Source organism: Shewanella chilikensis (genome assembly GCF_037953065.1).
Taxonomy (GTDB): Bacteria; Pseudomonadota; Gammaproteobacteria; order Enterobacterales; family Shewanellaceae; genus Shewanella; species Shewanella chilikensis.
In genome coordinates this window covers 3,955,721-3,979,653 of sequence record NZ_CP149966.1, presented here as the reverse complement: position 1 = coordinate 3,979,653, position 23,933 = coordinate 3,955,721, and the positions used below count along the sequence as shown (strand labels likewise).

At 54.6% G+C, this 23,933-nt stretch carries 17 protein-coding genes; 11 read left to right on the top strand and 6 right to left on the bottom strand.

Annotated elements, in window-relative coordinates; genetic code table 11:
• The first annotated feature begins 522 nt into the window (after nucleotides 1-522).
• The 5 genes from WKR14_RS17995 to WKR14_RS17975 all read left to right on the top strand — a co-directional run bounded on the left by WKR14_RS17995 (nucleotide 523) and on the right by WKR14_RS17975 (nucleotide 10,389).
• Nucleotides 523-4,200: a DUF4132 domain-containing protein gene (locus WKR14_RS17995; protein WP_335922044.1), complete on the top strand. Its 3,678-nt coding sequence runs from the start codon at nucleotides 523-525 to the stop codon at nucleotides 4,198-4,200.
• A 66-nt stretch (nucleotides 4,201-4,266) separates the two neighbouring features.
• On the top strand, nucleotides 4,267-5,319 hold the full coding sequence (locus WKR14_RS17990) for an AAA family ATPase (RefSeq protein ID WP_233962923.1): 1,053 nt from the start codon (nucleotides 4,267-4,269) through the stop codon (nucleotides 5,317-5,319).
• Complete coding sequence (locus WKR14_RS17985; protein WP_339087073.1) at nucleotides 5,307-7,517, top strand: DUF5682 family protein; 2,211 nt, start codon at nucleotides 5,307-5,309, stop codon at nucleotides 7,515-7,517. Before WKR14_RS17990 ends, WKR14_RS17985 begins: the two co-directional genes overlap by 13 nt.
• On the top strand, nucleotides 7,502-8,611 hold the full coding sequence (locus WKR14_RS17980) for a VWA domain-containing protein (RefSeq protein ID WP_226685318.1): 1,110 nt from the start codon (nucleotides 7,502-7,504) through the stop codon (nucleotides 8,609-8,611). Before WKR14_RS17985 ends, WKR14_RS17980 begins: the two co-directional genes overlap by 16 nt.
• On the top strand, nucleotides 8,578-10,389 hold the full coding sequence (locus tag WKR14_RS17975; RefSeq protein ID WP_339087072.1) for an SWIM zinc finger family protein: 1,812 nt from the start codon (nucleotides 8,578-8,580) through the stop codon (nucleotides 10,387-10,389). Before WKR14_RS17980 ends, WKR14_RS17975 begins: the two co-directional genes overlap by 34 nt.
• A 96-nt stretch (nucleotides 10,390-10,485) precedes the next feature.
• On the opposite strand, the gene WKR14_RS17970 is transcribed toward WKR14_RS17975, so the two are convergent.
• The 3 genes from WKR14_RS17970 to WKR14_RS17960 form a co-directional block, all read right to left on the bottom strand.
• A complete protein-coding gene (locus WKR14_RS17970) occupies nucleotides 10,486-11,160 on the bottom strand; it encodes a TorF family putative porin (protein WP_101094976.1) in 675 nt (224 codons plus the stop codon).
• A 15-nt stretch (nucleotides 11,161-11,175) separates the two neighbouring features.
• Nucleotides 11,176-12,525, bottom strand: coding sequence for a hypothetical protein (locus tag WKR14_RS17965; RefSeq protein WP_335922047.1), 1,350 nt, complete (start codon nucleotides 12,523-12,525; stop codon nucleotides 11,176-11,178).
• A gap of 236 nt (nucleotides 12,526-12,761) precedes the next feature.
• Entirely contained in the window at nucleotides 12,762-13,733 is a 972-nt protein-coding gene (locus WKR14_RS17960; protein WP_101056755.1) for a LysR family transcriptional regulator, read from the bottom strand.
• Nucleotides 13,734-14,046: 313 nt separating this feature from the next.
• On the opposite strand from WKR14_RS17960, the gene pnuC reads away from it, so the two are divergent.
• From pnuC to WKR14_RS17940, 4 genes are all read left to right on the top strand, one after another.
• Complete coding sequence (pnuC, locus tag WKR14_RS17955; RefSeq protein ID WP_335922048.1) at nucleotides 14,047-14,778, top strand: nicotinamide riboside transporter PnuC; 732 nt, start codon at nucleotides 14,047-14,049, stop codon at nucleotides 14,776-14,778.
• Nucleotides 14,778-15,509, top strand: a complete 732-nt coding sequence (locus tag WKR14_RS17950) for a nucleoside phosphorylase (RefSeq protein ID WP_071475506.1) — start codon at nucleotides 14,778-14,780, stop codon at nucleotides 15,507-15,509. The genes pnuC and WKR14_RS17950 overlap by 1 nt, the downstream gene beginning before the upstream one ends.
• Nucleotides 15,510-15,571: 62 nt before the next feature.
• On the top strand, nucleotides 15,572-16,249 hold the full coding sequence (locus WKR14_RS17945; RefSeq protein ID WP_339087071.1) for a Crp/Fnr family transcriptional regulator: 678 nt from the start codon (nucleotides 15,572-15,574) through the stop codon (nucleotides 16,247-16,249).
• Nucleotides 16,250-16,375: 126 nt separating this feature from the next.
• Nucleotides 16,376-17,083 (top strand): MliC family protein, encoded by a 708-nt coding sequence (locus WKR14_RS17940; protein ID WP_146509689.1) that lies wholly within the window; start codon nucleotides 16,376-16,378, stop codon nucleotides 17,081-17,083.
• Between the two features lie 40 nt (nucleotides 17,084-17,123).
• Here WKR14_RS17940 and WKR14_RS17935 read toward each other — a convergent pair whose 3' ends face one another.
• From WKR14_RS17935 to WKR14_RS17925, 3 genes are all read right to left on the bottom strand, one after another.
• Nucleotides 17,124-18,461 (bottom strand): IS4 family transposase, encoded by a 1,338-nt coding sequence (locus tag WKR14_RS17935; RefSeq protein ID WP_165564965.1) that lies wholly within the window; start codon nucleotides 18,459-18,461, stop codon nucleotides 17,124-17,126.
• A 116-nt stretch (nucleotides 18,462-18,577) separates the two neighbouring features.
• On the bottom strand, nucleotides 18,578-19,042 hold the full coding sequence (locus WKR14_RS17930; protein WP_234555254.1) for a YhcH/YjgK/YiaL family protein: 465 nt from the start codon (nucleotides 19,040-19,042) through the stop codon (nucleotides 18,578-18,580).
• Between the two features lie 213 nt (nucleotides 19,043-19,255).
• On the bottom strand, nucleotides 19,256-21,649 hold the full coding sequence (locus tag WKR14_RS17925) for a TonB-dependent receptor plug domain-containing protein (RefSeq protein WP_234555251.1): 2,394 nt from the start codon (nucleotides 21,647-21,649) through the stop codon (nucleotides 19,256-19,258).
• A 439-nt stretch (nucleotides 21,650-22,088) separates the two neighbouring features.
• Here WKR14_RS17925 and WKR14_RS17920 point away from each other — a divergent pair, with 439 nt between their 5' ends.
• Both WKR14_RS17920 and WKR14_RS17915 read left to right on the top strand, forming a co-directional pair.
• On the top strand, nucleotides 22,089-23,144 hold the full coding sequence (locus tag WKR14_RS17920; protein ID WP_335922197.1) for an alpha/beta hydrolase: 1,056 nt from the start codon (nucleotides 22,089-22,091) through the stop codon (nucleotides 23,142-23,144).
• 168 nt (nucleotides 23,145-23,312) lie between these two features.
• On the top strand, nucleotides 23,313-23,900 hold the full coding sequence (locus WKR14_RS17915; protein ID WP_025009287.1) for an LON peptidase substrate-binding domain-containing protein: 588 nt from the start codon (nucleotides 23,313-23,315) through the stop codon (nucleotides 23,898-23,900).
• The last annotated feature ends 33 nt before the right edge of the window (nucleotides 23,901-23,933 follow it).

The following is a 23,933-nucleotide window of genomic DNA, read 5'->3' as shown; positions in this document are numbered from 1 at the left end:
AACGGCAAAAATACCAAGCTGTGCCGGTCGGCTGCTTTGCCTGTCCTCGAAACGGACGGCCTCGAAACGGATACCCTTGAAACAGATATCCATGAAACGACAGCCACTAACGCTTGGTTGACTAAGTTACTTATAGTAACAAGTGCAAAGTTACCATTAGTAACTTTTGTTTGCAATCTCCAGCCAGCATGTTTTTCAAACAAGATTTGAGACATTGACCATGACTCCTTGCCGGATATCGCTGATTTTGTTGTTGGCGTGGCCTAAGTCGCTGGCGGTTTCAAGGCCAATCAACCGCACTCTATGGGTAATATGGCGTCATCCCGGGGAGGCTGGATCACACTTGGCGGCATTGAACTGTAACTGAGTGTTTTGTAAGCGATATTGTTTTTGTGTTTCCGTTAGAATTGCCCTTCCTCGTCCGAAAAGGAGGCTCGGCCGCCAGCTTAAGCAGGTGTTTACTGAATGTCTGCTATTGGGGGAAGGAAGACATATTTGCTAATGACTCAAGGAATATGAGAGATGCTGGACGTATTAAAAAACAAGCTTGAAGCCTTCACTCGCCCCAATACAGACAAGTTACTGCTAGACGCTTGCCGGATTATCGATGAGCAGCAAACCGGTTTGGCACAAGCCGTCAGTCAGTATATTTTGACCGGTGAACCTGTGGCATGCCTGTCGCAGCTCCAGCAGCTCAGTGCCAGAGAAACACTGGCGCGGCCGGGAGTTTCCTATGGCTACGGACAAAATGATCAACGCTTGGTTCAGGCCCGTGATGCCATCAACCAGTTTGTGGCAACCGGTGCCTGTAATGAAGCGGCCGTTATGCGCCGTCTCGGCTTGGTGTGTCATGCCTGCAACCCAGATATAAGCACCTACGGCGTGCAAAACAGCTCGAGCGGCTGGCTCAATGGCGTGCTGATGCTGTTTAAAGAGTTGGCGGAAGAGTATTACGGTTGCCGTTTGGCGGGCAAAGATCTGCCCGGTCGTGATTATCTGGCGTCGCTGGTCGCGCAATATGAGCACCCGCCCCATGAGCTGGAAGCCTTTATTCTAGAAGGTTCCGACTCTTATTATCACGATACATTCCGCACCGCGCTGAGGAAGAGTACCGACTGGCTCAAGCTCAGTGAAGATCCTGAATATCTGCAGCTGTTGAAACAGTTGCATTTCAGCGGCCGCGAAACCTTTTGTGCTTTGCTCAATAAAGCCTGTCAGACCCTGTCACAGGCGCAGCTGCCGCTGGTCATGGCGTTGGCCGCCGATGGTTCGGCGACTGTCCGTGAAGAGGCCCTGAAACTGCTGAAAAAGAGCCCGCAACAGCAGCTGTTGGCGTTTCTGGAGCGGGAATTTCCGGGTGCCAAGGCGGCTACCCGTGGTCACTGGCTGGTTGTGGCCGGCCGCTATCCTGAAGCGACTCCCTTGCTGCAGCGCTGGCACAGTGAAGAGAAATCCGCCACGGTGAAAACGGCACTGGCGAAAATGCTGGATAACACGACCCGGCAGCAACAGAGTGAGCCGTTCAGCTGGGACATTCCGGCCGTTGCGGCCATTGATAATAACGTCAAAGTGCCTGAAGAATGGCTCGGTCTGTGTGAAAAGCAGTTGGCTAAAGAGATCAAAGAGTTCGAAGAAGATATCGCTGCAGCGGAGCACCCAGATGCCCCCAGCTACCTAAAAAGTTTTTTGGCCGACTACCGGAAAAGTCTGCAGCAGTGGCAGCAGATCAGTAGTACCAAGCTGCAAGCGGCGCTGATGGACCTCGAAAGAGGCCGGCAATCATCTCTGCCAGGGTTTTATTCTCTGATCAGCCACGCCGATCTCGACGAGCACCCCAAAGCCTGTCTGCGGCTGATTTTGCGGATGGAACGCCATGAGCTCTCCTGCCATTCCTGGGAGCATATGCTGGGTCAGGAACATATTCTGAGAAGTCTGCAGGGGATGATGGATTTACGACAACTCTTGAGCCTGTGCAACCAAGAGAATCAACCCGCCGCGGCCTTGGTTGAAGCCCTGTTTGGTTACGAAGGCCGCGAAGATGACTGGTTGCCTGCCGCCTGTGAACAACTGTTGATCTGGCCCTTCTTTGCCGAAAACCCCGACTATATAGAGCATGGCCTTAATGGCCGGGTGCTCAATGGCACCTATCGACACGATGCCAATCAGGTATTGATACAGACCTTGGCGATTCTGGCCGAATTTCCCAAGCTGCCGCAGCACTGGCAAAGAAAGGTTCATGAACATGCCTTCCATGGTCGCAAAGCCATACAGGCGGCGGCTCAGTACTGCGCCGAACGCCACGGCGCCGATATCAGCCTTATCACTCCCGAGCTGGCCTCCGGCAGCAAGGATAACCGGGTACTGGCCGCCACTTGGTTGGGTCGCCTCAAGGCGGCTTCGGCGCAGGAGGCATTGAGTCAGGCGCTGAATAAAGAGAAAGATATGCCAACCCGGGTAGTGTTGCTGGAAGCCTTGTTGCAAACCGGCGCCGATATCAGCCAGTTCCTTGGCAAGGAAGCGCTGCTGGCCGAAGCCAATGCTGGCCTTAAAAAGGCGCCACCCAAGTCGATGGATTGGTTCCCGCGTGAAGCGCTGCCCGCATGCCGTTTTGAAGACGGCAGCCCGGTCGAGCCCGAACTGGTGTTCTGGTGGGTAGTCTTGGCGGTGAAACTCAAGCAGCCTCAGGGCAACCCATTGCTGAGTCACTATCTGTCACTGCTGGATAGTGAAAGCCGTCAGCGCCTTGGGCATTTTATTCTGTCGGCATTTATCGCCCAGGATACAGGTGGTCCTTCGGATGATGAGGCATTGGAATATGCCAAGGCGCATCAGCAGCAGACCTTTCAATCTTATCAGCATTGGGCCAAATACGACTGGGGTCAGGAGTATCAACACAAGACCCTTGAGGATGCGTTTCAGGCCTGCTTTGCCGAGAAAAAGAATGAGCTCCAGGGCTCGGCCATCAAAGATAAGGGGATGTTGGCCCTGATCGCTGGCGGCGATGCGCAAACCCTGCTGGGCATGATCCAACCCTTTATGAAGAAGCGCTATGAGCGGCGGGCACAGATAGAGGCCATGTTGCAGGCCTTGGCCAACTCGGACGATCCTGTGGCGATTCAGTTTCTGCTGAGTATTTCGCGGCGTTATCGTACCAACTCGGTGCAGGAGCTGGCGCGGGCGCAAGTCAGTCTAATCGCGGCCCGTAACGGCTGGACTCAGGATGAGCTGGCGGATCGCACTGTGCAGACGGCCGGGCTCGAACATCTGACCCAGCCCAGCCCGTTTGAATTCGGCAGCCGTACTTTGGCGCTGGCACTCGGGGACGACCTCAAGCTGAGATTGCTCAACGAAGAGGGCAAGCTGCTCAAGAGCCTGCCGCAACCTCGGCAGACAGATAACGAAGGCGATATTGCCGAAGTGAAAAAATGGTTCAGCAACTGCAAGAAAGAACTCAAGCAGGTGGTTGAACAGCAAAGTGCCAGATTGTATGAGGCCATGGTCACAGAGCGGCATTGGCTCGCCGCGGACTGGCAGCAATACCTGCATCAGCATCCGGTCATGTATCGCCTGTTGCAGCGCACCCTCTGGCAGGTGGAGATTGATGGTCAATGGCAAACCTTCAGACCCACGGAAGACGGCGCCTTTATCGATATTGATGATGAAGAGCTGCAACTGCCCGCTGCGGCGAGTATACGCCTGGTGAGCGGTAACCTGTTACCGGAGGCTGCGCTGGATGCCTGGCGTGCACATCTCAAGGATTACAAGGTCAAGCCGCTGTTTGAGCAGCTGCGAAGTGCCGAAGTGACGTTGACTGAAGACCAGGAGGCACTCAATGACCAGCGCGGCCGGATGACCGACTGCTATACCCTGCGTGGCCTGTTGACCAAGAAAGGTTATCAGCGCGGTGAAGCGGAAGACGGCGGTTTCTTTGATCACTACTTCAAGCGTTTCGATACCCTGGGGCTGAGAGTGGAGTTCGGCTTCAGCGGTAACTGCGTGCCGGAAGAAAACGAGGCCGCCGCCATCTATGACATCAGGGTCATGGAGCGGACCAACCCCCGCGGCCGTTATGCCCGCTACCGTCAATTGCCGTTGGCCGAGGTGCCGGTCAACCTGCTCAATGCCATCGCCGTTGACTATCGTGAAGTCGGCGACAAGTGTGTGGCAGAATTGGACTGGGAATCGAAACTGCCCTGGTAAAGGTCGATAACGGATGGATTAGGCTGCTGCCTTGGCGGTGGCAGCCAATAAGGAGAAGCAAACAGGATGGAACAAGTCATTCGGGCTTATGCCGAGCAGCGTTATCAGGATGAATTGCAACGCTTGATGGCGGCCGACAAGGGGGTTATTCCACCGGGCTGGGCCATGTCGGCCGGGGCGGTGCGACGTTTTATCTGCGGCGATGCGGCGCTTGATATCAGCCGCAAATACTACGGGGAAGATGCCCTGGTGGAGCGGGCCATTGTCAGCCTGATGGGCAACAACGGCCTGATGTTGGTCGGTGAACCCGGTACCGCCAAGTCAATGCTTTCTGAGCTATTGAGCGCCGCCATCAGCGGCAGCAGTGAGTATCTCATTCAGGGCACAGCAGGCACCACGGAGGAGCAGCTCAAGTACAGCTGGAACTTTGCCCTGTTACTGTCCGGTGGCCCCAGTCTGGAAGCCCTGCTGAAAAGCCCCGTCTATCAGGCGATGGAGCTGGGCAAGCTGGTGCGTATCGAAGAGATCACCCGCTGCCCGCAGGAGGTGCAGGATGTGCTGATCTCGCTGATGTCGGAAAAAAGCCTCAGTATCCCCGAGCTGGGCGTCTCGATTCAGGCCAAACCGGGCTTCAACCTGATAGCCACCGCCAACCTGCTGGACCGTGGGGTTAACGAGATGTCCAGCGCGCTAAAGCGCCGTTTCAACTTCGAGACAGTGCCTGTGCTCAGCGATCCTCTGCTGGAGCGCCAGCTGATTTTGGCTCAGGTGAGCCAGCGTCTGGCGGACAGCGGCCAACAGGTGCAGCTGGATGAAGCGCTGGTGGACTTGCTGGTGCGGGTATTTCACGACCTTCGCAGCACAGTCGGCCCGCAGGCGATGGATGCCACTCTGTCCACGGCCGAGGCGGTTAATATAGTGCATGGCTGCGCCCTGCACAGCCTCTATTGGCAAGAGCCCATGAGTGCCGCCCAGTTGGTGCAGCAGATGCACGGCACGCTAATCAAGGACAAGGCCGACGATGTGAAGAAGCTGGCTCATTACATGGATGTGGTCGCCCGTGAACGCCAGGGCTGGCAAGCCTTCTTCCAGGCAGGAAAAGCGCTGTGGATGAGGTGATGCTCCTTAGGGAGGAGTTTGGTGAACTGCTCAAGGCCGCTGCGGCCGATCCCGGGGTGTGCTGGTTGCCGCTGCGGCATCACAGCCCCGCCTGCGCCGCCATGGCGCTGGAGCAGTTGCAGCGTCGGCAGCCCCAGGCTGTGTTAATAGAAGCCCCCGGCAGTTTTATCCGCCATCTGTCGCTGCTGCAGCGCGATACTGTGGTGCCGCCCATTGCCATCTATCAGAGTGGCAGCTACTACCCTCTGGCCGAGAACAGCCCTGAATGGCAGGCGCTGCGCTGGGCGACGGCGCAGGGCGTTGAGGTGATCTTCATCGATCTGGATGAAAAGGCGCAGGAGGGCGGTGTAAGCAACCGCTGGAGTGATAGCCGCTTTTTAAGCTCGGATTACAGCCGCCGCCTACAGCAGCAACTGGGCTGCCGGGATGCCGACGAACTCTGGCAGCGTTTGTTTGAACAACAAAATTTCGCCTCGGCCGAGAGCTTCTTTACCCAGGTATTGCTGTTCTGCGCTGCCAGTCGTGCCTGCTTTGGCACAGACAGCCTGAAAGAGATGGGCGATCTGGCCCGAGAAACCCAGATGCGGGCCCATATCAAGGCGGCCCGCCACCGCTATGAGCGAGTGGCCGTGCTCACAGGTGGTTTTCATACCCCGGCGTTGATTAACTTTGCCGATGAGGCCGAGGCGATCGTCGTCGATGACACGCAAGACAGCTTTGTGATCCGTTTCAGTGACGCCTTGCTGGATGCCCGCAAAGGCTACGGCGCCGGTATGCCTTATCCGGCCTTCTGTCGCTGGCAGTTTCAGCAGCGGCAATTGAACGCCGATGATTGGTTGCTCTACCTCTTGGAGCAGATGCCGCAACTGCCGCTAATCTATAAGAAAAACTGCTTTGAACATCTGCAGGCCCTCTGTAGTTTGCGTGGCTTGGCGCGCCCCGGCAGCTATGATCTGCTGGATTCTCTGGGCAGCTGCCTGATTAAACAGCAGCTGTCGGCATCGACACTCGAACCCTGGCAAAAGGTGCTCAGCGGCGATGCCCTGGGGCAGTTACCGGCCGACCAACCCAGTTTACCGCTGGTGGAAGAGGTGTTGGCGCTATGTCGCAAGGCCAGATTGCAGACGGATAAACCGGGACGCTGCCACTTCGATCTCTACGCCATGACGGACAAGCATATTGAGCGTCGTCGCCTCCTGTGTCGGCTGCTGTTTGTGGGCAGCGGTTTTGCCAGGCCACAAAATGGTATGCCGGTCATCCGGCAATTGAAGTTCAACCATCGCCATGAACATTGGGACTATCATTGGACTCCGGCGGTGGAAGTGGCACTGGCCGAGAAATCCAGCCTGGGGCTACGTCTCGAGCTGGTGGTGAAACGGCGGCTCAGTGAGTTGCCCCAGGAAGATTTGCAGCAACTGGTGGAAAAACTGGTGTTGGCACTGCATCTGGGGATGCCGGAAGAGCTGAGCGCCCATGCCATTGCGCAGCAGATAAGCCAATGCAGCGACATTCAGCAACTGGCCAATAGCTTTATGACCTTGCTGGCGGCAGCGCATCATCCACTGTTTGCCGATATTGAGCTGCTGGCTTACCAAAAAGCCCTGTGGCATCAGGTCGGCTTTCATTTACCGGCAATCAACCGTCTGAGCGATGAAGATGCGCTGAAGTTACTGTTGGATCTGCAGAGCGTAGCTGTCTTGCATCAGGACGAGCTCGAGTCTCCCTGGCGTGACAGACTGCGCTGGTTGACAAGTCATAACGCCCATCGACCCGTGCTCTATTTTGTCCTGCAGGCCTTGGCTATCGAGCTGGACAAGTTGGACCCGGCGCCACTGCTGCAACAGTTGCAGCTGCAAAACGATCCCTTCCCTGTGATTGAGGCGCTGCTCAAGGTGGTGCCGCACTGGTTGCGGCAAGACCATGGCCTGCTGCCCATGCTGAATCACTGGCTCTGTGAGCTGAGTGAGGCACAGTTTATCGACAAGCTACCGGCCATGAGGGGCTTGTTCTGCGCGCTGGATGCCAGAGAAGTGGATGAGCTCTGCCGCCGCTTGCTGCAGCTGAATCAGTGGGATAACGGCCTGAATTGGTTGCAATACGGGATATCTGAACAGGACTTTCAACAGGGGCTGGCGTTGGAGCGGCAGCTGCGCAGTGACCTGGAGCAACAAGGATTGAGTCAATGGATGAGCAACTGAAGCAGCGCTGGCGTCTGGTGTTGGGGCGCTATGCCAACGCGCTTGATACCCGTCTCAGCGCCCGGCAACAGCAACAGGATGAGGTGTTGCAGCAGCTCTATCAGGAGGGCCAGCTGCAGCGTGGCTTCAAGGTAAGCGCAGGCTTGGGGGAAAGCGAGTTGGCGGTGACCAACTGGCTGGAGGCGGCGGAGACCCTGTTTCCCCGTTCAGTCAACGACAGGCTGCAGTCCGATGCGGTCGAGCGCTTTGGGTTGCATCAGGTGTTGCAGCAGCCGCAGGTGCTGGAAAAGATCACTCCCAGTATGGGGGTGCTGAAGCAGTTGCTGAAACTCAATGCCCATCACAAGCCGGCCATTCGGCAACAGGTAGAGCGAATTATTCAGGGAGTGGTCGAGGAGTTGCTGCGCCGCCTGCGGCCGACCTATATCAACAACTTGAGTGGCAGGCTCAACCGCCAGGCCCATAGTCCGGTGAAACGGCTGGCCAATCTGGACTGGCAGACCAGTATTCGCCGCAACCTCAAGCATTTTGATGGCGAGAAGGTCTGTTTCGAGCGGATCTATTTCCATGCCCGCCAGCAACACCAACTGCCCTGGCACATAGTGCTCTGCATAGATCAGTCCGGCTCCATGGCGACTTCGCTGATCTACTCGGCAGTGATCGCCGGGATCCTGACCCGCTTGCCATCGGTGAAGTTGTCGCTGGTGGTGTTCGACACCCAGGTGGTGGACTTGAGTGAGCAGGCCCAGGACCCCGTGTCTGTGTTGCTCAATTGCCAGTTGGGCGGCGGCACTCTGATCTCCCAGGCCTGGCGCTATTGTCAGCAACTCTGTTCTGAGCCGGGGCGCTCTGTGGTGGCAACCGTGTCCGACTTTGAAGAGGGCGGTTCGATGCAGACCTTACTGGCCCAGGCTCAGGGGATGATAGACAGTGGCATCAAGATGTTGGGGATGACCGCCATGAATCACGATGCCGAGCCTTTCTACAGCACTTTTAGCACCGATAACTTGCAGCGCCTGGGGATGGAGATAGGCTCACTCAGCCCGGATAACTTTGCCGAATGGCTGGCGCTGACTATGGGGCTACGCCGATGAATGAAACCATACTCACCAGCCTCGGCAGTGCAGGTTTGGTGCGCCGGGCCCGCAAGGCGTTGGAGAAAAGCCAGCCGCAGATGCAGGATTATGGCTTTGAGTTTGAAGGGCAAAAGGGGCAGCTGGATTGGGATAACCCGCTCGCCAGTCGCTGTGATTGCGGCGCCTCCGGCCTGTGTAAACACATAGTGGCTGCGGCGCTTTATCTGCTGGAGCAGCCCGCATCCCCTGAGACTCGCGCCGAAGAGCCGCCCCGGGTGGAACTCCATCTGGCCGAGCTTTTGAATGATGCCGGCAAGACTCAGGTTCGCCGTCTGTACCAGCAGAGTCAGCGCCGCTGGGCGGTGGATATTAAGCTTGCGCAAGGCACAGTCTGTGTCGAACTGGAGGGGCAGCAGCTGTATTTTCGGCGTGTACAGGGGCTGCAGGATATTATCTGCACCGAAGAGGCGCAGCGTTATGCGCTACTCGCCGTCTGGCTCTATTGCCAAGAACAGGCCATCGCCTTTGAATGGCCGCAATGGCTGCTCGATGAGCAGGCGCAGTTGCAGTATCTGGGGCAGCAGAGCCGCGATCAGTTAAAGCGCCGTTGCCTTAAGTTGCTGGAGCAGATGACTGAGCTCGGCATAGAGAGGTTGCGGCCCTCGTCCCTGATAGAGCTGGAACTCCTGCTGGTGCCCATGGACAGGCAAAATCTGCCGCTGACCGCTTTGAAACAGCTGCATGGCACGCTGGAAAAATATGTCTCGGGCCAAGGCGTCAGGGACCGAAAATTGCTACTCAGCTGTCTGGCCCGCTCCTTGGCGGCTCTGGAAGGCAGCCAGGCTCAGACGCAAAGACCCTATCAACAAGCGCCGGAGCAGGTGCTGGGACTGGGCGCTTTCCCCTGGCAAAGCGAAGGGGGCGCCCATGGTGTGACTCAGGTATTGCAGGATGAGCAGGGGCGTTTTATCACCCTGGCCGAGAGCCGCCCCAAAGCCGAGCAGCGGCTGGATTATGCCAGCGTATTTCGCGGTCTGCCCATGCTGGCAGGCGCGCCGTCGGCCCTGGGTTGGCAGGGTAAGACCCAAGCCCTGGCTCAGGCCGAACTCAATGCCTGGGGGCGCCTGCGGCGTTTGCAGGATACCCGGGTCTACCCCGCGACCCAGCCGCTGGAGCCCGTGAGTCTCGCTGTTGTCGGCGAAATAGACTGGCAACAGGAGTACCTGTGTTTTCGGCCAAGCGGTCTCTACCTGAGTGGTTTCAACCAGGCCAGTCAGTGTATGGAACTGCATTATTGGGACAGGGAGCAGGCGCTGCTGAGTTTCTCGCTGCCTTACAACAAGTTGAGTCAAAGAGCCGTGACCAATCTGGAGTTGCTGGGCGAGCGGGTACCCGAGCTGATAGTGGCGCGCATCGAGCGCACTGCCAGCCACTTATACCTGCGACCTGTTTCCCTGCTGCTGGATAACTGGTTCAGCCTCTTTTTCGATACCTTGCCCCAATCCGGCGATCAGCAGCTACTCGCGCAGGCGCTGGCCGAGCCGTCAGCCCCCCAGGCGCCGCAGCCGCGCCTGGGCCTGATGCAACAAACCCTGCATGGGGTGCTGGATGAGCTTGCCGATGGCCTGCCGGCACCAAGGCCAACATTGGCGCAAAGGGCCGAGCGTCTTGGGCTGATGACGCTGAGTCACAACCTCAAGGGAGCTAAAGCGCGGGACTATCTGCGCGCCGCCTATTGCGCCGAGAAAATGCTCGCCATGTGTCTGATCAAGCCGGTGCATTATCCGGAAGGCTAGGATGAACCTAAAAAAAGCCCCGCTGCAGGGGCGGGGCAAGAGTTTGGGAGTTGCTAATTATTATTATGGTGAGGAATTAGTCGTTAACTAGCTTGATTAGAAGTTGAACGCGAGTCCTATCATATAGTGGTCGTGCTCAAACTCCTGATAGCTGGCTTCCAGCAGCAGATCCAACTGTGACAACAGGGGATAGCTGTAGCGCAGCGCCAGATCGTAGGCGCTGTCTTGCAGTTCCCCCTTATCTTCAAAGCCCATGGTTTCGGCATCGAAGTAATAGCCGCCATGGATCACCAGTTCGCCATATTGTGCCAGCGGCAGTGCATAGTTGGCCTCGCTGTACCAGGTTTCAAAGTCCTGATCATAGTTGAGCGCCAAGTTTAAGCTGTTGTAGTCCATGGACAGGGTGTATTCGAGATTGGAGTGATTGTCACCATAGGTGTAACGCATGGCATTGAAGCCAAAGCCCAACTCGTCGTTGACCGTCAGGTAGTAACCCGCGTAGTAGTCGATTTCATAGTCTTTTTCTATGCCCTCATCGCCTTGATATCTATAGGTTTCAAAGGAGACCCCGGCATAGAAACCTGTCTCATGTTCCAACATGATATCGGCCTGCAGTGAGGGTTTGTCGTCGCTGATGGTCAGGCCGCGCCACAGATAGTTGCTCAGCCCCATGATCACTCCAGAGGTCTGAAAGGCGCTTTCCTGGGCCTGCGCGTATTGCATACTGCCAAGACCGCACAGCAGTAAACTGATTATCATCTTATGTTTCATATTCGGCTCCTGGGCTCAGTGTTTGGGTAAACGTTCTTTAGGGACTATCCATTGGCTTTCTGAGACGGGATCTGTCTCTCCCAGATGAACGTCACTTTCTTTGAGGAAGATATCCTCATCAGTGTTGTGGCAGTTTTCACACATGCGCCCACTTTCGCGTGCCTGCTTGGTCGCCAGAGGGTTCTTGGCGGTAAAGTGAGTAGAAAAGGGCACCCAATAGGATTTGGTGGCCGGATCTTTGAGATCCACCTTGACCCCGGCATCGATACTGATCCCGGCCGAATGGCTCAGCGGAATCAATTTGCTGTTTTTATCATTGGCTATGCTGAGACCCAGCTTGATGTTCTGCTCCGGAGTCTCGGCAGTCTTGAGACTCTGCCAGTTGCCCAGAGACAAGGTGTCGTCCTGGTGGCAACCGAAGCAGTTGCTGTAGGGCTGGGTGTGGCAGGCGGTACATTTCAGCTTGGCATTGTGATCTATGGGAGAGGCCTTACCGCTTAGAAGTTCGGTGTGATCGGCGACTTTATCCTGGTGGCAGTCTTCACATTTCACCACGATAATGTCGCGTTTCTGAGTCTGCTCATAGGGACCGGTCTTGTTACTGTCCGGGCCTTCGCTATAGAGTCTGCCTTCGGGGATCTGCTTGATGTCCCGACCGTGGAATTCCTGCTGTGCACTGTGACAGTCGATACAGCTCATATTGTGCTTGGTGACGTGCACATCTTGCTCTTTGTGCTGCTCGGCATTTTCATAGTGACAGGTTTCGCAGGTTTTGACCGGATCCGGTGTACCGATAAAGGCGTGCTTGTTCAAAAGGCCGCCACCGGCGAAGTCGGGAGCACTGACATGGCACTGGCCGCAAGTTGCGTGGCAACTGGCACAGCCTTCTTCGCCATTGTGCATCTGTTCAAACAACTGGGCCCGCTCTGGGGTCTGCTGCAACCTTTCCATCAAGCCCTTGGCAACACCATTGACAGTGAAGTGCAGTGAGTGGCGGAAGTTGGTAATCATCTCCTCACCATGGCAGTCGCCACAGACACTGCCGCCATCGGCACTGGGATCGGCCAGAACGCCTGGGTGCCAGGCTCTGCCCTCTGGTTTGTCGGCCTTGCTGTGGCAGTCGCGACAGCCGAGTTCGGCATGGCTGCCCATATCTGTTTGGCTTACCAAAAGTTGCAGAGATTGTTGCTCGACGGAGAGCGACTCTTTTTTCAACTGATGTTGTTTTATCAGCGCCTGTAATTTGGCTTGATCACTGTGACAATTCAGGCAGCTGTCTGCCGCCTGAACCCCTTGTCCCAGCAGACAAAGGAGCGCAGCCAACCCTGCCGAATATGTGGCCATATTCAGTATTTTTGGTTTCATCTTGTTATCCCTTAGGTAATAGCTCCCCCTGACAAGAGCGAACTCTTGCCATGTTCATTCCGGGAGACTTTTTGTTATGAGTTGGGTTTTCCAGGAAAGGTGCGAACAAGCCTCATGTGTGCTCTGCGTCGGCTTACAGGCCTGGATGCAAGGCGTGGTTCGCAGCAAATGGCTCTAGTCCTTTGCAAGAAGCACAACACAGCAGGCAGGTCCGTAAGCCAGAGTGCCACGAGGACTTATTTGCACCTTCCCCTATTCCATTCGCTTTTCAGCTCTCTGATCAATACCTCCTTAAGCCAGTCTCTGGCCTGTGATTTATTTAGATCACTGACCACGACATAATGGCCTATATCTCTGTTGGTGTTTATTTCGCTTAACAGCGTCTGACTTATTTCGAGAGGCAGTTTTCTATAAATAAGATTGGGAAAGCTGGCGATATAATCTGTGGTAAATAGATTGCAGGATATGGAGTAGTAAGGCATATCCAGCAGTACACAGGCGAGGCTGGCCAGACTCCCGGTAGAGCCGGCAATGACACAATCCTGGTTGCGCCGTCTGGCTGCCGAGACAATTAAAGGCTCGGGTAAGTCGCAGAAATTATCCATCTCATAATAAGGGTATTTGAACAGGTCTTCCAAAGTCACCTGCACATTATCCTGCAAGAAAGGATGTTTACGGTTGCCCAATAAATACAAGTTTTTCACTTCGGCAAATAGATTGCCCTGTAAATGGGCGCCGGTATAACTTTCTGACATCACGGCAATATCTATATTGCCGTTTTCCAGTTCTGTGGTGTATTCGTGGGAAAGAATTCGAATATCAAAACTCATGTCAGGAGCGAAAGGACGCACCTTATTATTGAGTATTTTGTGAATAATCGGACTGAAGTCATCGTAAACGGAAATAACAAAGTGCTCCCGTGACTTGGCCGGTTGATACTCGGTGAACTGATTTTCCAACTCCTGATAGCGCTGACACAACTCCCTAATCATGGGCAGTAATTGACTTGCTTTATGGGTGGGAATAAAACCACTGGCACGGCGGATGTACAGGGTGTCATCAAAAATTTCTCTTAGCTGCTTGAGGTACCTGCTCATAGCCGAATTGCTTATCCTCAATGCATGGGCCGCATTTTGGCAATTTCTATGCTCATCTATGGCGATAAGCACCTGCATTAATTCATAGTCCAGTCGTTTTATATCTTTCATAGCTGGGTAAATGCTTCCAAGGTATGCTCGAATAATGGCGGGATAACTAACAGGGGAAAGTGAACTGAGTCACATCTGACTTGAGTGAATTAACCAAAATGTTACATGGCGCCCAATGTTGCCGAATCGAAAAAAGCGAATCCCAAAAGTGGAAAAACTCTATTGTGAACCTCTGTGACCGGCATGGACGTCGTGCTGAAGAGATCAAACAATTGTGTGCTGTGACTTAAATCAGCCAAGGTGGACAAATGTCCTTAACTTGAGCTTTGCCATCTGCTTACATTGGCGCAAAACACAATAATGCAAGGAATAGATGATGGATATTGCCGCTTGGTTTGATATCAACAATACCCTGGTGAACATTCCCATTGGCAGTGGCTATGCCATGTCATGGATTGAAGCCGTGGGCACAGTATTTGGTTTGCTCTGTATCTGGTTTGCCAGCCAGGAAAAAACGATTAACTATCTGTTTGGGTTGGTTAATGTCACTCTGTTTGCGATTATTTTTTATCAAATACAGCTCTACGGCATCTTGCTGCTGCAGCTGTTTTTCTTCTGCGCCAACCTCTATGGCTGGTATGCCTGGACCCGGCCGGATCAGCAAACCGGCGACATCCTCAAGGTGCGTTGGCTGTCGAAGCAAAAACTGGCCTTTACCGCGGCGGTCTCAGTGCTGGGCATCGGCCTGATGACTGTCTATATCGATCCGGTATTTGCTCTCTTTGCCCAGGTCAGTGTCGATACGCTCAACCTGTTTGGTGCCGAGCTGGCCCAGCCAGTGCTGGAGCCGGATGCCTTCCCCTTCTGGGACTCAGTAATGACAGTGCTGTCTGTGGTGGCGCAAATTCTGATGACCCGAAAATATGTCGAGAACTGGATCCTCTGGGTACTTATCAATGTGGTCAGTGTCGGCATTTATGCCGCCCAGGGGGTTTATGCCCTGTCGATTGAATACATCATTCTGCTGTTTATTGCCGCCAACGGTACCCGTCAGTGGATGCGTACCGCCAAAGACAATGGCAGCCGTCCGGTGGAGGCTTGCTGATGAGCGCCGATAAACAGCCGCATATCTGTCTGTCTCCGGCGCAGGTGAGTGAGCGGGTGATCCTTTGCGGTGAGCCACAAAGGGTCAATCGGATTGCCGCGCTGTTGGACGATGGCCGGTTGCTGGCAGAGAACCGCGAGTTTCGCAGCATGGGCGGATTTTACCAAGGCGTGGCTGTCACTGTTTGCAGCACAGGCATAGGCGCACCATCGGCGATCATCGCCCTGGAAGAGTTGTATCAGTGTGGCGCCCGCCGTGTTATTCGGGTCGGCTCCGCCGGCGCGCTGCAGCCGCAGATAGCCTTGGGCGAGTTGATTCTGGCCGAGGCCGCAGTGCGCGATGACGGTGGCTCAGCTTGTTATGCACCGCCCGGTTACCCGGCGCTGGCGAGTCGGCAGCTTATCAATGCCATGGCGGCCTATTTGCAGCGCCGCGATTGCCGCTTCCACTCCGGCATAGTGCGCTCACACGACAGTTTTTACCGGGATGATGAGCTGGAGATTTGCCGTCATTGGCATCGACTCGGAGTCTTGGGGGCCGACATGGAAACAGCCGCGCTGCTGACGCTTGGCCGCCTGAGAGGCCTGGAAGTGGCTGCGGTGCTCAATAATGTGGTCTTGTATGGTGAAGATGTGCAACAGGGCATCAACCAGTATGTCGATGCCGATAGCGCCATGATGCAGGGGGAAAAGCTGGCGTCTTTGGCGGCGCTGGAGGCGCTCTGTTGCTGAAGTTTGTGCCCGTAAGGCTGATGGGCTAGCATGAGCCATCATCTTTACGGGATCTTATTGTTATGCAGCTGCAACCATACAGCACCGGGCGTTTCAGTGCGCATCTAACGCAGTCTCACCAGGCGTTTTGCGACGCCATGCTCGAGTGCTGCGGTCAGAGCCGGTTGCTGCAGGCCGGTGAAGATCTCTTGTCTCAGGGGCGGGAGTTGACCCATATGTGCCTGGTGCCCGAAGGCCGGGTGTCGATGAATATTTGCGCCGTCAACGGTCGCAGGTTTCAATTGGGGGAGCTGGATTGCGACTGGCACCTTTTCGGTGAGATGGAGTTCTTTACCGCCACCAGTTGTCAGTGGAGTGTGGTGGCCGAAGAGCCGATGGAAATCCGCCAGTTATGCTTGAAGAAAGTCAGGCAGATGCTGCTGCAACAACCCAAATTTACCCTCTTTTTTGCCAGCGCCCTGGCCTGGGATTATCAGGACTCGCTGGACATCTACACCAATAGGCTCTTGCACCCCATCAGCTATAACATCGCTTTCGATCTGCTCAGGCGTCAACACGAAGAGGTGATGCTGGGTTCCTGTGGTAGCCCGGATCAGGAAGCGGAGCGATTCGGCACCTCTGGCCGGGTCTATCGCAGGGCGGTAAAAGAGCTTATCGACAAGGGCCTGGTCATAAAACAGGGCGCCTTGCTGAAAATTGCCAATCTGCAGGCATTGCAGGATTTTGTCGATAAGGCTTAGTAGCCAACTCATTGATCTGACATTTAATTCAGTCAGCGGACAGGCGACGGGTTTTAGACTAGGCTTAGTTTGCGCAAAGGCTTAGGCAGCCGCGAGTAGATCTAGCGAGAAGATTAAGGAGCAAAAATGAGTTTGGGGACAGTTTCACAGGCAGGGCTTTTACTGGCGTTGGTCGCCGCGGCGACGCTCAGTGGCTGCGGGCAGCAGACACTGGATAACAGCCAGGAAGTTGCCGCCGCATTGGCTACTGGTGGTGGTTCAAGCTCGCCCCAGGCAACAGAGCGGGAACTGCCGACATTTGATTGCAACGCCTTGGGCGAGCGGGCTTCCAGTATAGAGATGCTTATTTGTCAGGAGCCAGAGCTTGCCAAGCTGGATCAGCAGCTGGCCGAGGTTTATGCCAAGGCCGGTGACAAGGCGGTCAATGAACAGCCACCCCTGCTCAAGGCCGAGCAGCGCGGCTGGATCAAGGGCCGTAACGAATGTTGGAAGAATGAAGACAAGCTGCAATGTACCAAGGACTCATATCAAAGACGGATAGTAGAACTGCAGGCCCGTTATCATTTGGTGGCGTCTAGCGGCCCGGTATTCTTTGCCTGTGACGGCAACCCGGCCAATGAGTTGGTGACTACTTTTTTCGAGACAGAGCCGGCAACCATGATTGCCGAGCGCGGCGACAGAAGCATTTTGATGTTCAGTGTGCCAAGCGGCAGCGGCGCCAAGTATCAGGGCGGTGACTACAGCTTCTGGGAGCATCAGGGCGAGGCCAGGGTGACCTGGGGTTATGGCGCCGAGGAGATGCTTTGCAAGCCCACACCCCAAGACGATAAGTAAACCACAGACCCAAAAACGCCCGCAATCGCGGCAACGTAGTTCACTTAAGCGGAGCTGCCTTGTGATTAACAGGATATCGGGTCTTTGATATTTTTACCGCCCTAGGCCGATTTGGCTTAGGGCGTTTGTCTATAAAGAGGATGGACAAGTCTCCTCGCAGACTGTTTAGACGCTTCGGCGTATTACCTGGTGACACCGCTTTGCTCATGACTTTGAGCTGACTTGCGATGAACTGACAAGCGTACTTAAAGCTGATTTCATTGGGCATTCGACCATGCTCTACTGCCGCTTGGCTCGCTTCTCGTCTCACCAAGTTATAACCAAGCAGCAGCCCCCATAACTCTTGATAGACAAGTTCGACTGTCTTACTCCTCAGCACTAACGCATTGTGTTGCATCGAACTTTTTATGTCTCGATACCCTAATTCAATTTCCCATCGCTCGTGGTAAAGCGCCGCGACTGCTCCCGCATCGTACTGCTCTCTGGGAAGAGACGTAAATACGGTTTTTGGCTTACCTTGTACCTGATAAGTCACGGCTCTCACTTGCCATGTTTCAGGTAGGTTAGGATTTTTCTTGCGTGCTTGTGGAGAGACTTTCATTTCGACTCGCATGTCGTCACTCTCTTCATCGTCCAGCAGGGTGTATTTCACCCCTTTCTTCGCCGGTAACAACCAATGTCTGTTAGCACCACTATTTTGGAGAGAAAGAAGTAAGCCTGCTCCATAAAAACCCTTATCCAATAAGGTCACGGAATTATCCGGTAAGGAGTCAATAAAGGGCATAGCAAGAGGAATTTCGCCTCGACGATAAGGGCTTATAGCGGCATCGACAATGACATGAGAGCGAACATTCATCATGGTCACCACCCTTAATACTGGATGAGGCGTCTGTCTGTCGCTGGATGTATTACCTGACCCAAAATGGTCTCTTAGTTCCGGTGTGTCAGCGGTTCGAAAAAGCGCGCCATCCACAGCAAAGACTTGCAAACCTTGCCATGTATCCTCAGGGTAACGCTCTAACCCCCACCTATGGCTGCATTGCCTAAACAACCATTCTGGGGCTGCTTTGCCAAGGCGTTGCCTTGCTTGCGTTAAAGCACTTTTTGCTAACAGCTCCTCATTAGCCAACCCCTCGGCACAGACATTCATTCGCCGTGCGACTTCGGCAATCGGTTCGTTGCGGAAAAACGCCATTCCAACAATAAGCCAAAGAACCATATCACTCGGTAAGCGACGTCGACGAATCGTCGCTTTATCGGAAAGTGTTACCGCTTTAGCAATCCACTCGTCAGGAATATGCTCGGAGAAGGTGGTTAGCTGAGCGACATCAACAGGACTCTCTTCAAGAAAGTCGGCAAAGCAGTTTTGAATAGACATAAAAAATCGGAAACCTACAAACAGGTTTCCGATTGTCTCTCATCAGAAGGATCGGTCAACCGATCCTTATCTGATCTACATTGCGCAATCGCGGGCGTTTTACTGCAAGTGGCCTTCTAATCCAACAGTACTTTTACGACTACCTTGCGGACAGCAACGGCTTTGGCCAGCGTACCCGGCATATGCATGTCTCCGGGGAAGAAGATGGCAAACATGCCGGCCTTCAAAGGGATAAATGCCGCGGCTTCGCGGTTGGATTGATAATCAAACTCGGCATAGTCGTGCGCCTCATGATAGGGGCGACTGGGCGTTTGGGTTCCCAGCGGCAGGTAGCCAAACTCCTCTTCACCACTGACCACATACTGCACGTCCAGATAGCGTCTATGTACCTCGAATGGCTCGGTTTCTCTGGGCTTGGTGTGGTAATCGTTGATTATGGCAAACAGCTTTTTACCATCCAGTTCATAGCTGCCGGGGGCCAGTTGGCTGAAGTCTGTTGCGGCCAGATAATCCAGGGCAGCCTGAATACGCGGGCCCAGCACTCGGTAATGGCCACGGTTGGCCAGAGTATCCACTATCATTTTGTATCTTCTGGGGAAAGGGGTTGGCTCAGTATAATAGCATTCCTGCTGGAAGTTTGATCTCTTTGAGAAGCTGCAGGCGCCTGACAGGCTGAGCTGCCAAGCGGCCGATATCAGGGGGCATCAGCGCCAAAAAGCACAAAGGCCAGCGATATCGCCGGCCCCCATGTTTCCCTGCAAATATGTTTCCCTGCAAATGTGTTTCCCGGTAAATCAGTAGCTGTATCTGGCTTCGAGGAAGTAGTAACCGCCGTTGAAACCAAAAGGTGTGTTGGTCAATGGATAGACGAAGATCCCGTTGAAGTTGTTGTCGTCCGGGCGTTTTTCCGGATAGGTATCGAACAGGTTCTGCACCCCGGCGGTGAAGCTCAGGTTATCTGTGGCCGCATAGGTCAGCGACAGATCCACGGTGAACTTACCGTCGTACTCCACGTCTTCACGGGAGTAACCTATGGTGTAGGGGCCAAAGTAACTCAGGCGCAGGTTGGTCTTGAAGTCGCCCAGGCTGTGGGTCAGCCCCAAGTTACCTGTGTTCTTCGGATTGGCCTTGGTCATCCGGGTCTGCTCTATACGGTCAAACAGCTGATCTTCCAGGCCATCCAGAAGGTTTGGCAGATGGATATCGCGGATTTCCGTGTCGTTATAGGCATAGGCCAGGCTCGCGCGCAGATCGCCGTAGCTGCCGAGATCAAAGTCCTGGGTCACCACCAGATCCACACCTCGGGTGCGGCTATCTACGGCATTGATAAAGAAGCGTGCCGACTCGGCGTTGGTACCGGCCAGTGCATCTGCCACCACCTGGGAGTCGGCCGGTGTCAGTGAGCTGGAGAGCACGATTCTGTCATCTATGCTGATCTGATAGGCATCCAGAGTCACCGCCAGACCGGAATCATTGGTGTACACCAATCCCAGGCTGAAGGACTCTGACAACTCGGGTTGCAGCTTGCCTACCTGCAGCGCCTGGGTCACGGAAGACAGGTTGTTGAAGGTGCCCGACTCGGTCGGTACCAGCTGGCCTGTCACGGGATCCGGGTTGAACAGGGTCGAGATATTGGTGAAGTACAACTGCTGCACGCTGGGTGCGCGAAAGCCTGTGTTGGCAGTGGCTCTGAGTGCCAGGTTGTCGGTCAGATCGTATCTGGCCGCCAGCTTCCAACTGGTGTTGTCACCAAAGTCGGAATAGTCTTCATAGCGCACCGCGGCGGCCCAGTAGAAGTTGTCGGTCAGTTGGTTTTCCACCTCGAGATAGACACCTATGTTGTCTCTATCCTCATCTACCGCCGATTCTGGGGTAAAGCCGCCAAAGCCTTGGCTGCCGCCGGCCTTGTCCTGATAACCGCCATTGACATAAGAGGCTTGCTCTCCGGCTTCCACCTGATAAGCGTTCTGGCGCCAGGCTGTGCCTACAGCGACCAGGAGCTCTGAGTCATTGTAAAAGTCGAAGTAACGTGAGGCATCCAGAGTCAGGTTCCACTCTTCGGTGGACAGGGTACCTGCGTCGAATTCGGTTTGGCTGCCGGGGCCCAAAGAGGCGTTGAGTGTGTTCTCAACCCGGTACTTAAAGCGGTTCTTGCCGTATCCGGCCGAGGCATCCAACTGCCACTCGTCCAGGTTAAATTCATAACCCAGCAGCAGAGACTGATCTGTGATCTTGGGCGTTATCTGCGGCAGGAAACCATCGGGATAGATTTCGGCAACATTGCGGCTATCCAGTGGACGGCGGAAGAAGGCGCCTGAGCGGGTCTCGCGCTGGCTCAAGCCACCGAAGGCGTACAGTTTGCTGTCATTGGCAAACTCCTGAGCGGCATTGAGAAACAACCCCAGGTTGTCATATTCGGCGTCACCCACATGGTGATTCTTGCGGTTAACGGTTTCTTCGCGGGGATCCGGGCTGCCATCGGCCAGCAATGGATATTGCTGGCGCGGATCCAAACCGGCGCGATTGGTGCTGTTTTTGTGATGCGCTTCCAGCGACAGATTCACAAAGCCAGTGTCACCTATGCTGAGGCCGTGGTTGAGGCCGACACGCCACTGCTCGCCATCACCCTGATAGGTTTGACCGGCTTGGGCCGATACCATGCCACCTTCACTGTTGTCTTTGAGCACTACGTTGATCACCCCGGCGATGGCGTCAGAGCCATACTGGGCCGAAGCGCCATCACGGAGAATTTCGATGCGTTTGATGGCCGTCATAGGGATGGCGTTCAAGTCGACGTTGGACGAGCCCTTGCCCACAGTCCCTGAGAGGTGGACCAGTGCCGAGCCATGACGGCGTTTGCCGTTAACCAGCACCAGGGTATGGTCCGGTGATAGGCCGCGCAGACTGGCGGGACGCACGGCATCTGAGCCATCGGTGACCGAGGAGAAGGGGAAGCTGTAGCTGGGTGCGGCAAACTGCAGCGCCTTGGCGGTTTCCGTCATGCCAGTGGCTTCAAGTTGTTCGGCCGTAATGATATCGACCGGTGCCACGCTGTCGGTGGCGGTCCGCAGGGCGATACGTGAACCTATGACGGAGATGGTTTCGATACTGGGCTGCTCTTCGGCAGCAAAGACGGCAGGAACAGTCAGTTGACTCGCTACTGCCAGTGAAATAAGAGCTAAGCGCATACGACCTCTTGAATGATTCAAAACTGCATTTTTATTGCGCGGATATTAGCATTGTTACAATTGATGCGTTTAGACGTAAAAGTGATAACTCAGAGCGCAGCGTTCTAGAAACATTTGGTTTTTTGGATAGAAACCTTTCCCTGACCTTGGCTATCCGGGGTTTTGGCTGTTTGGGTTATATAAGGGAAATATTGGGTTTGTTTGGGGTTTAATTGGCTGTTTTACTTTTATTTCTACAGTGGTTTTTGAGTTAACAGCCTATTTATGACTATCTCGACTTTCAAAGCTGCCTTATGAGCGTTTTCTTGGGTGTTTGAACTTGAGTCGTCCCGGCCGTTTTCGGAGCCGTCGGGAGGAGGGGAAATACTGAGTCAAACTTGGCTGCCGTGCAAGGCTGCGGTATCTTGCCTGTGACTTTTGCGGCTCAGGGAGTGACTTTTTGGCTAACTTGCGATTTCTTGCCGGTACAGATGCCTATCAGACATTGATGGAACAGGGATTAAAGCCTGAGAGTTTTACTCAACTATTGGCGGCGTCCGGTGGTCCCAAATGGCTGGGGATTGCCGGGCTCGACAAATACCTGTTTGGTGAGTTTTTCAAACAGAGGCAGACACCGCTCTATACTCTTGGCGCTTCATCCGGCGCCTGGCGTTTGGCCTGTCTGGCTCAGGCAGATCCGCTGGCGGCTTATCAAAGGTTGGAACAACTCTACATAGGCCAGCGCTATGAAACCCGCCCGAGCCGGGAAGAGGTCAGTCGCCAGGTCCGCGGTATAGTCAGCGGAATTTTAGGCTCAAGCGGCACCGAAGAGATCCTCAAACATCCGCATATTCGCAGTCACATAGTGGTGTGCCGCGCCCGTCACTTGAACCGGGCCGGCAGCAAGTTGGCGCTGGCGGCAGGCCTGGGCATTACTGCCATGACCAACCTTGTCAGTCGCCGCACCTTGGGGTGGCACTTTGAGCGTCTGGTATTTGCCTCTGCCATAGAGGGTTCTCCCTTCGCTCAGTTGAAAGATCTCCCGGGAGACAGCGCCTTGCTCAGCAGTGACAATATCGAAGCCGTATTGCTGGCTACAGGTTCTATTCCACTGCTGCTGTCACCGGTAACCGAAATCAGCGGTGTGACCAGCGGGCACTTCTATGATGGCGGCATCACCGATTACCATTTCGACCTGCCGCTGTCACAGGCGCCGGGGTTGACCCTGTATCCGCATTTTTATCCCCATATGGCGCCGGGATGGTTCGATAAATCCTTGCCATGGCGCCGGGCCAAGCGCCGTTATCACAATGCCTTGCTGTTGGCGCCCACTGAGGAGTTTGTCGCTTCGTTACCCTATGGCAAAATTCCAGATCGCAAGGACTTTGAAACCTTGGATAGTGCCAGTCGAATTCAATATTGGCGCCGCGCCGCCGATATGAGTACCAGATTGGCTGATGAATTTGCCGAGGTATTTCTCGGCGGCAAAATAGCCCAAAGGTTGGAGCTTCTGTAAATACGCTTGCAACAAAACCCACTCAATGTCTGTCTAACTCATTAGCAGACCTAAGGACTAGCCTAAATTGCCAATGGATGAAATTTCAGCAACTGCTAGACTTTAAAACGAATGTTGAACCTCAGGTTCGCTTTCGGTTGCTCACTCCCCGAGGGGAAGGAGGTTGCTATGCATACACAGGAAATGGCGTTACTGACCTATGATGCCTTGTTGTTGCCAGGTGGACGGCTTGAGATCAGGATCCTTGACCCCATTACCCTGAGCATGGTGGCCGATGTCCTGAAGGGGAAATATCCGCTGGCTTTCGGAATGCGTAACAGCGTTGCCATGCCGCCCAGTTTCCCCATTGCCACTCGCTGCGAGCTCATCGACTTCAATCAGCTGGAAGATGACTCGCTGAGTATCACCCTGGAAGGCAAGCAAAGGGTCAAAGTCCTGTCCGCCAAACAGGAAAAAGATGGCCGCTGGCTGGCCGAGGTAATGGATTGTCCCAACTGGGCCGAGGAGCCTATTCGGGGCGAGTTCACCCTTATCAGCGCGGCGCTGGAGCAGTTTTATGAGGTCAACCCGGACTTGCGCGGGCTCTACTCATCAGAAGTGCATCTGGATGATGCCGCTTGGGTGAGTCAGCGTTGGTTGGAAGTTTTGCCCTTATACAACAAGGACAAACAGCTGCTGTTGAATCAACCTGATTGCCACAAGACCATGGACTTTGTGCTCAAGTTGATTAAGTCCCATGTTCAGCAGCAGCTTTGAGTGTACTCGCCTCGAATAATCTGAGGCAGATAG

Excerpts from the sequence above, each read along its gene's own strand:
- WKR14_RS17915 (WP_025009287.1), top strand. The coding sequence starts at position 23,313 with ATGCATACACAGGAAATGGCGTTACTGACCTATGATGCCTTGTTGTTG.
- pnuC (WP_335922048.1), top strand. The coding sequence starts at position 14,047 with ATGATGGATATTGCCGCTTGGTTTGATATCAACAATACCCTGGTGAAC.
- WKR14_RS17935 (WP_165564965.1), bottom strand. The coding sequence starts at position 18,461 with ATGTCTATTCAAAACTGCTTTGCCGACTTTCTTGAAGAGAGTCCTGTT.
- WKR14_RS17945 (WP_339087071.1), top strand. The coding sequence starts at position 15,572 with ATGCAGCTGCAACCATACAGCACCGGGCGTTTCAGTGCGCATCTAACG.
- WKR14_RS17995 (WP_335922044.1), top strand. The coding sequence starts at position 523 with ATGCTGGACGTATTAAAAAACAAGCTTGAAGCCTTCACTCGCCCCAAT.
- WKR14_RS17940 (WP_146509689.1), top strand. The coding sequence starts at position 16,376 with ATGAGTTTGGGGACAGTTTCACAGGCAGGGCTTTTACTGGCGTTGGTC.
- WKR14_RS17990 (WP_233962923.1), top strand. The coding sequence starts at position 4,267 with ATGGAACAAGTCATTCGGGCTTATGCCGAGCAGCGTTATCAGGATGAA.
- WKR14_RS17930 (WP_234555254.1), bottom strand. The coding sequence starts at position 19,042 with ATGATAGTGGATACTCTGGCCAACCGTGGCCATTACCGAGTGCTGGGC.
- WKR14_RS17970 (WP_101094976.1), bottom strand. The coding sequence starts at position 11,160 with ATGAAACATAAGATGATAATCAGTTTACTGCTGTGCGGTCTTGGCAGT.
- WKR14_RS17925 (WP_234555251.1), bottom strand. The coding sequence starts at position 21,649 with ATGCGCTTAGCTCTTATTTCACTGGCAGTAGCGAGTCAACTGACTGTT.
- WKR14_RS17980 (WP_226685318.1), top strand. The coding sequence starts at position 7,502 with ATGGATGAGCAACTGAAGCAGCGCTGGCGTCTGGTGTTGGGGCGCTAT.
- WKR14_RS17975 (WP_339087072.1), top strand. The coding sequence starts at position 8,578 with ATGGCTGGCGCTGACTATGGGGCTACGCCGATGAATGAAACCATACTC.
- WKR14_RS17960 (WP_101056755.1), bottom strand. The coding sequence starts at position 13,733 with ATGAAAGATATAAAACGACTGGACTATGAATTAATGCAGGTGCTTATC.
- WKR14_RS17950 (WP_071475506.1), top strand. The coding sequence starts at position 14,778 with ATGAGCGCCGATAAACAGCCGCATATCTGTCTGTCTCCGGCGCAGGTG.
- WKR14_RS17965 (WP_335922047.1), bottom strand. The coding sequence starts at position 12,525 with ATGAAACCAAAAATACTGAATATGGCCACATATTCGGCAGGGTTGGCT.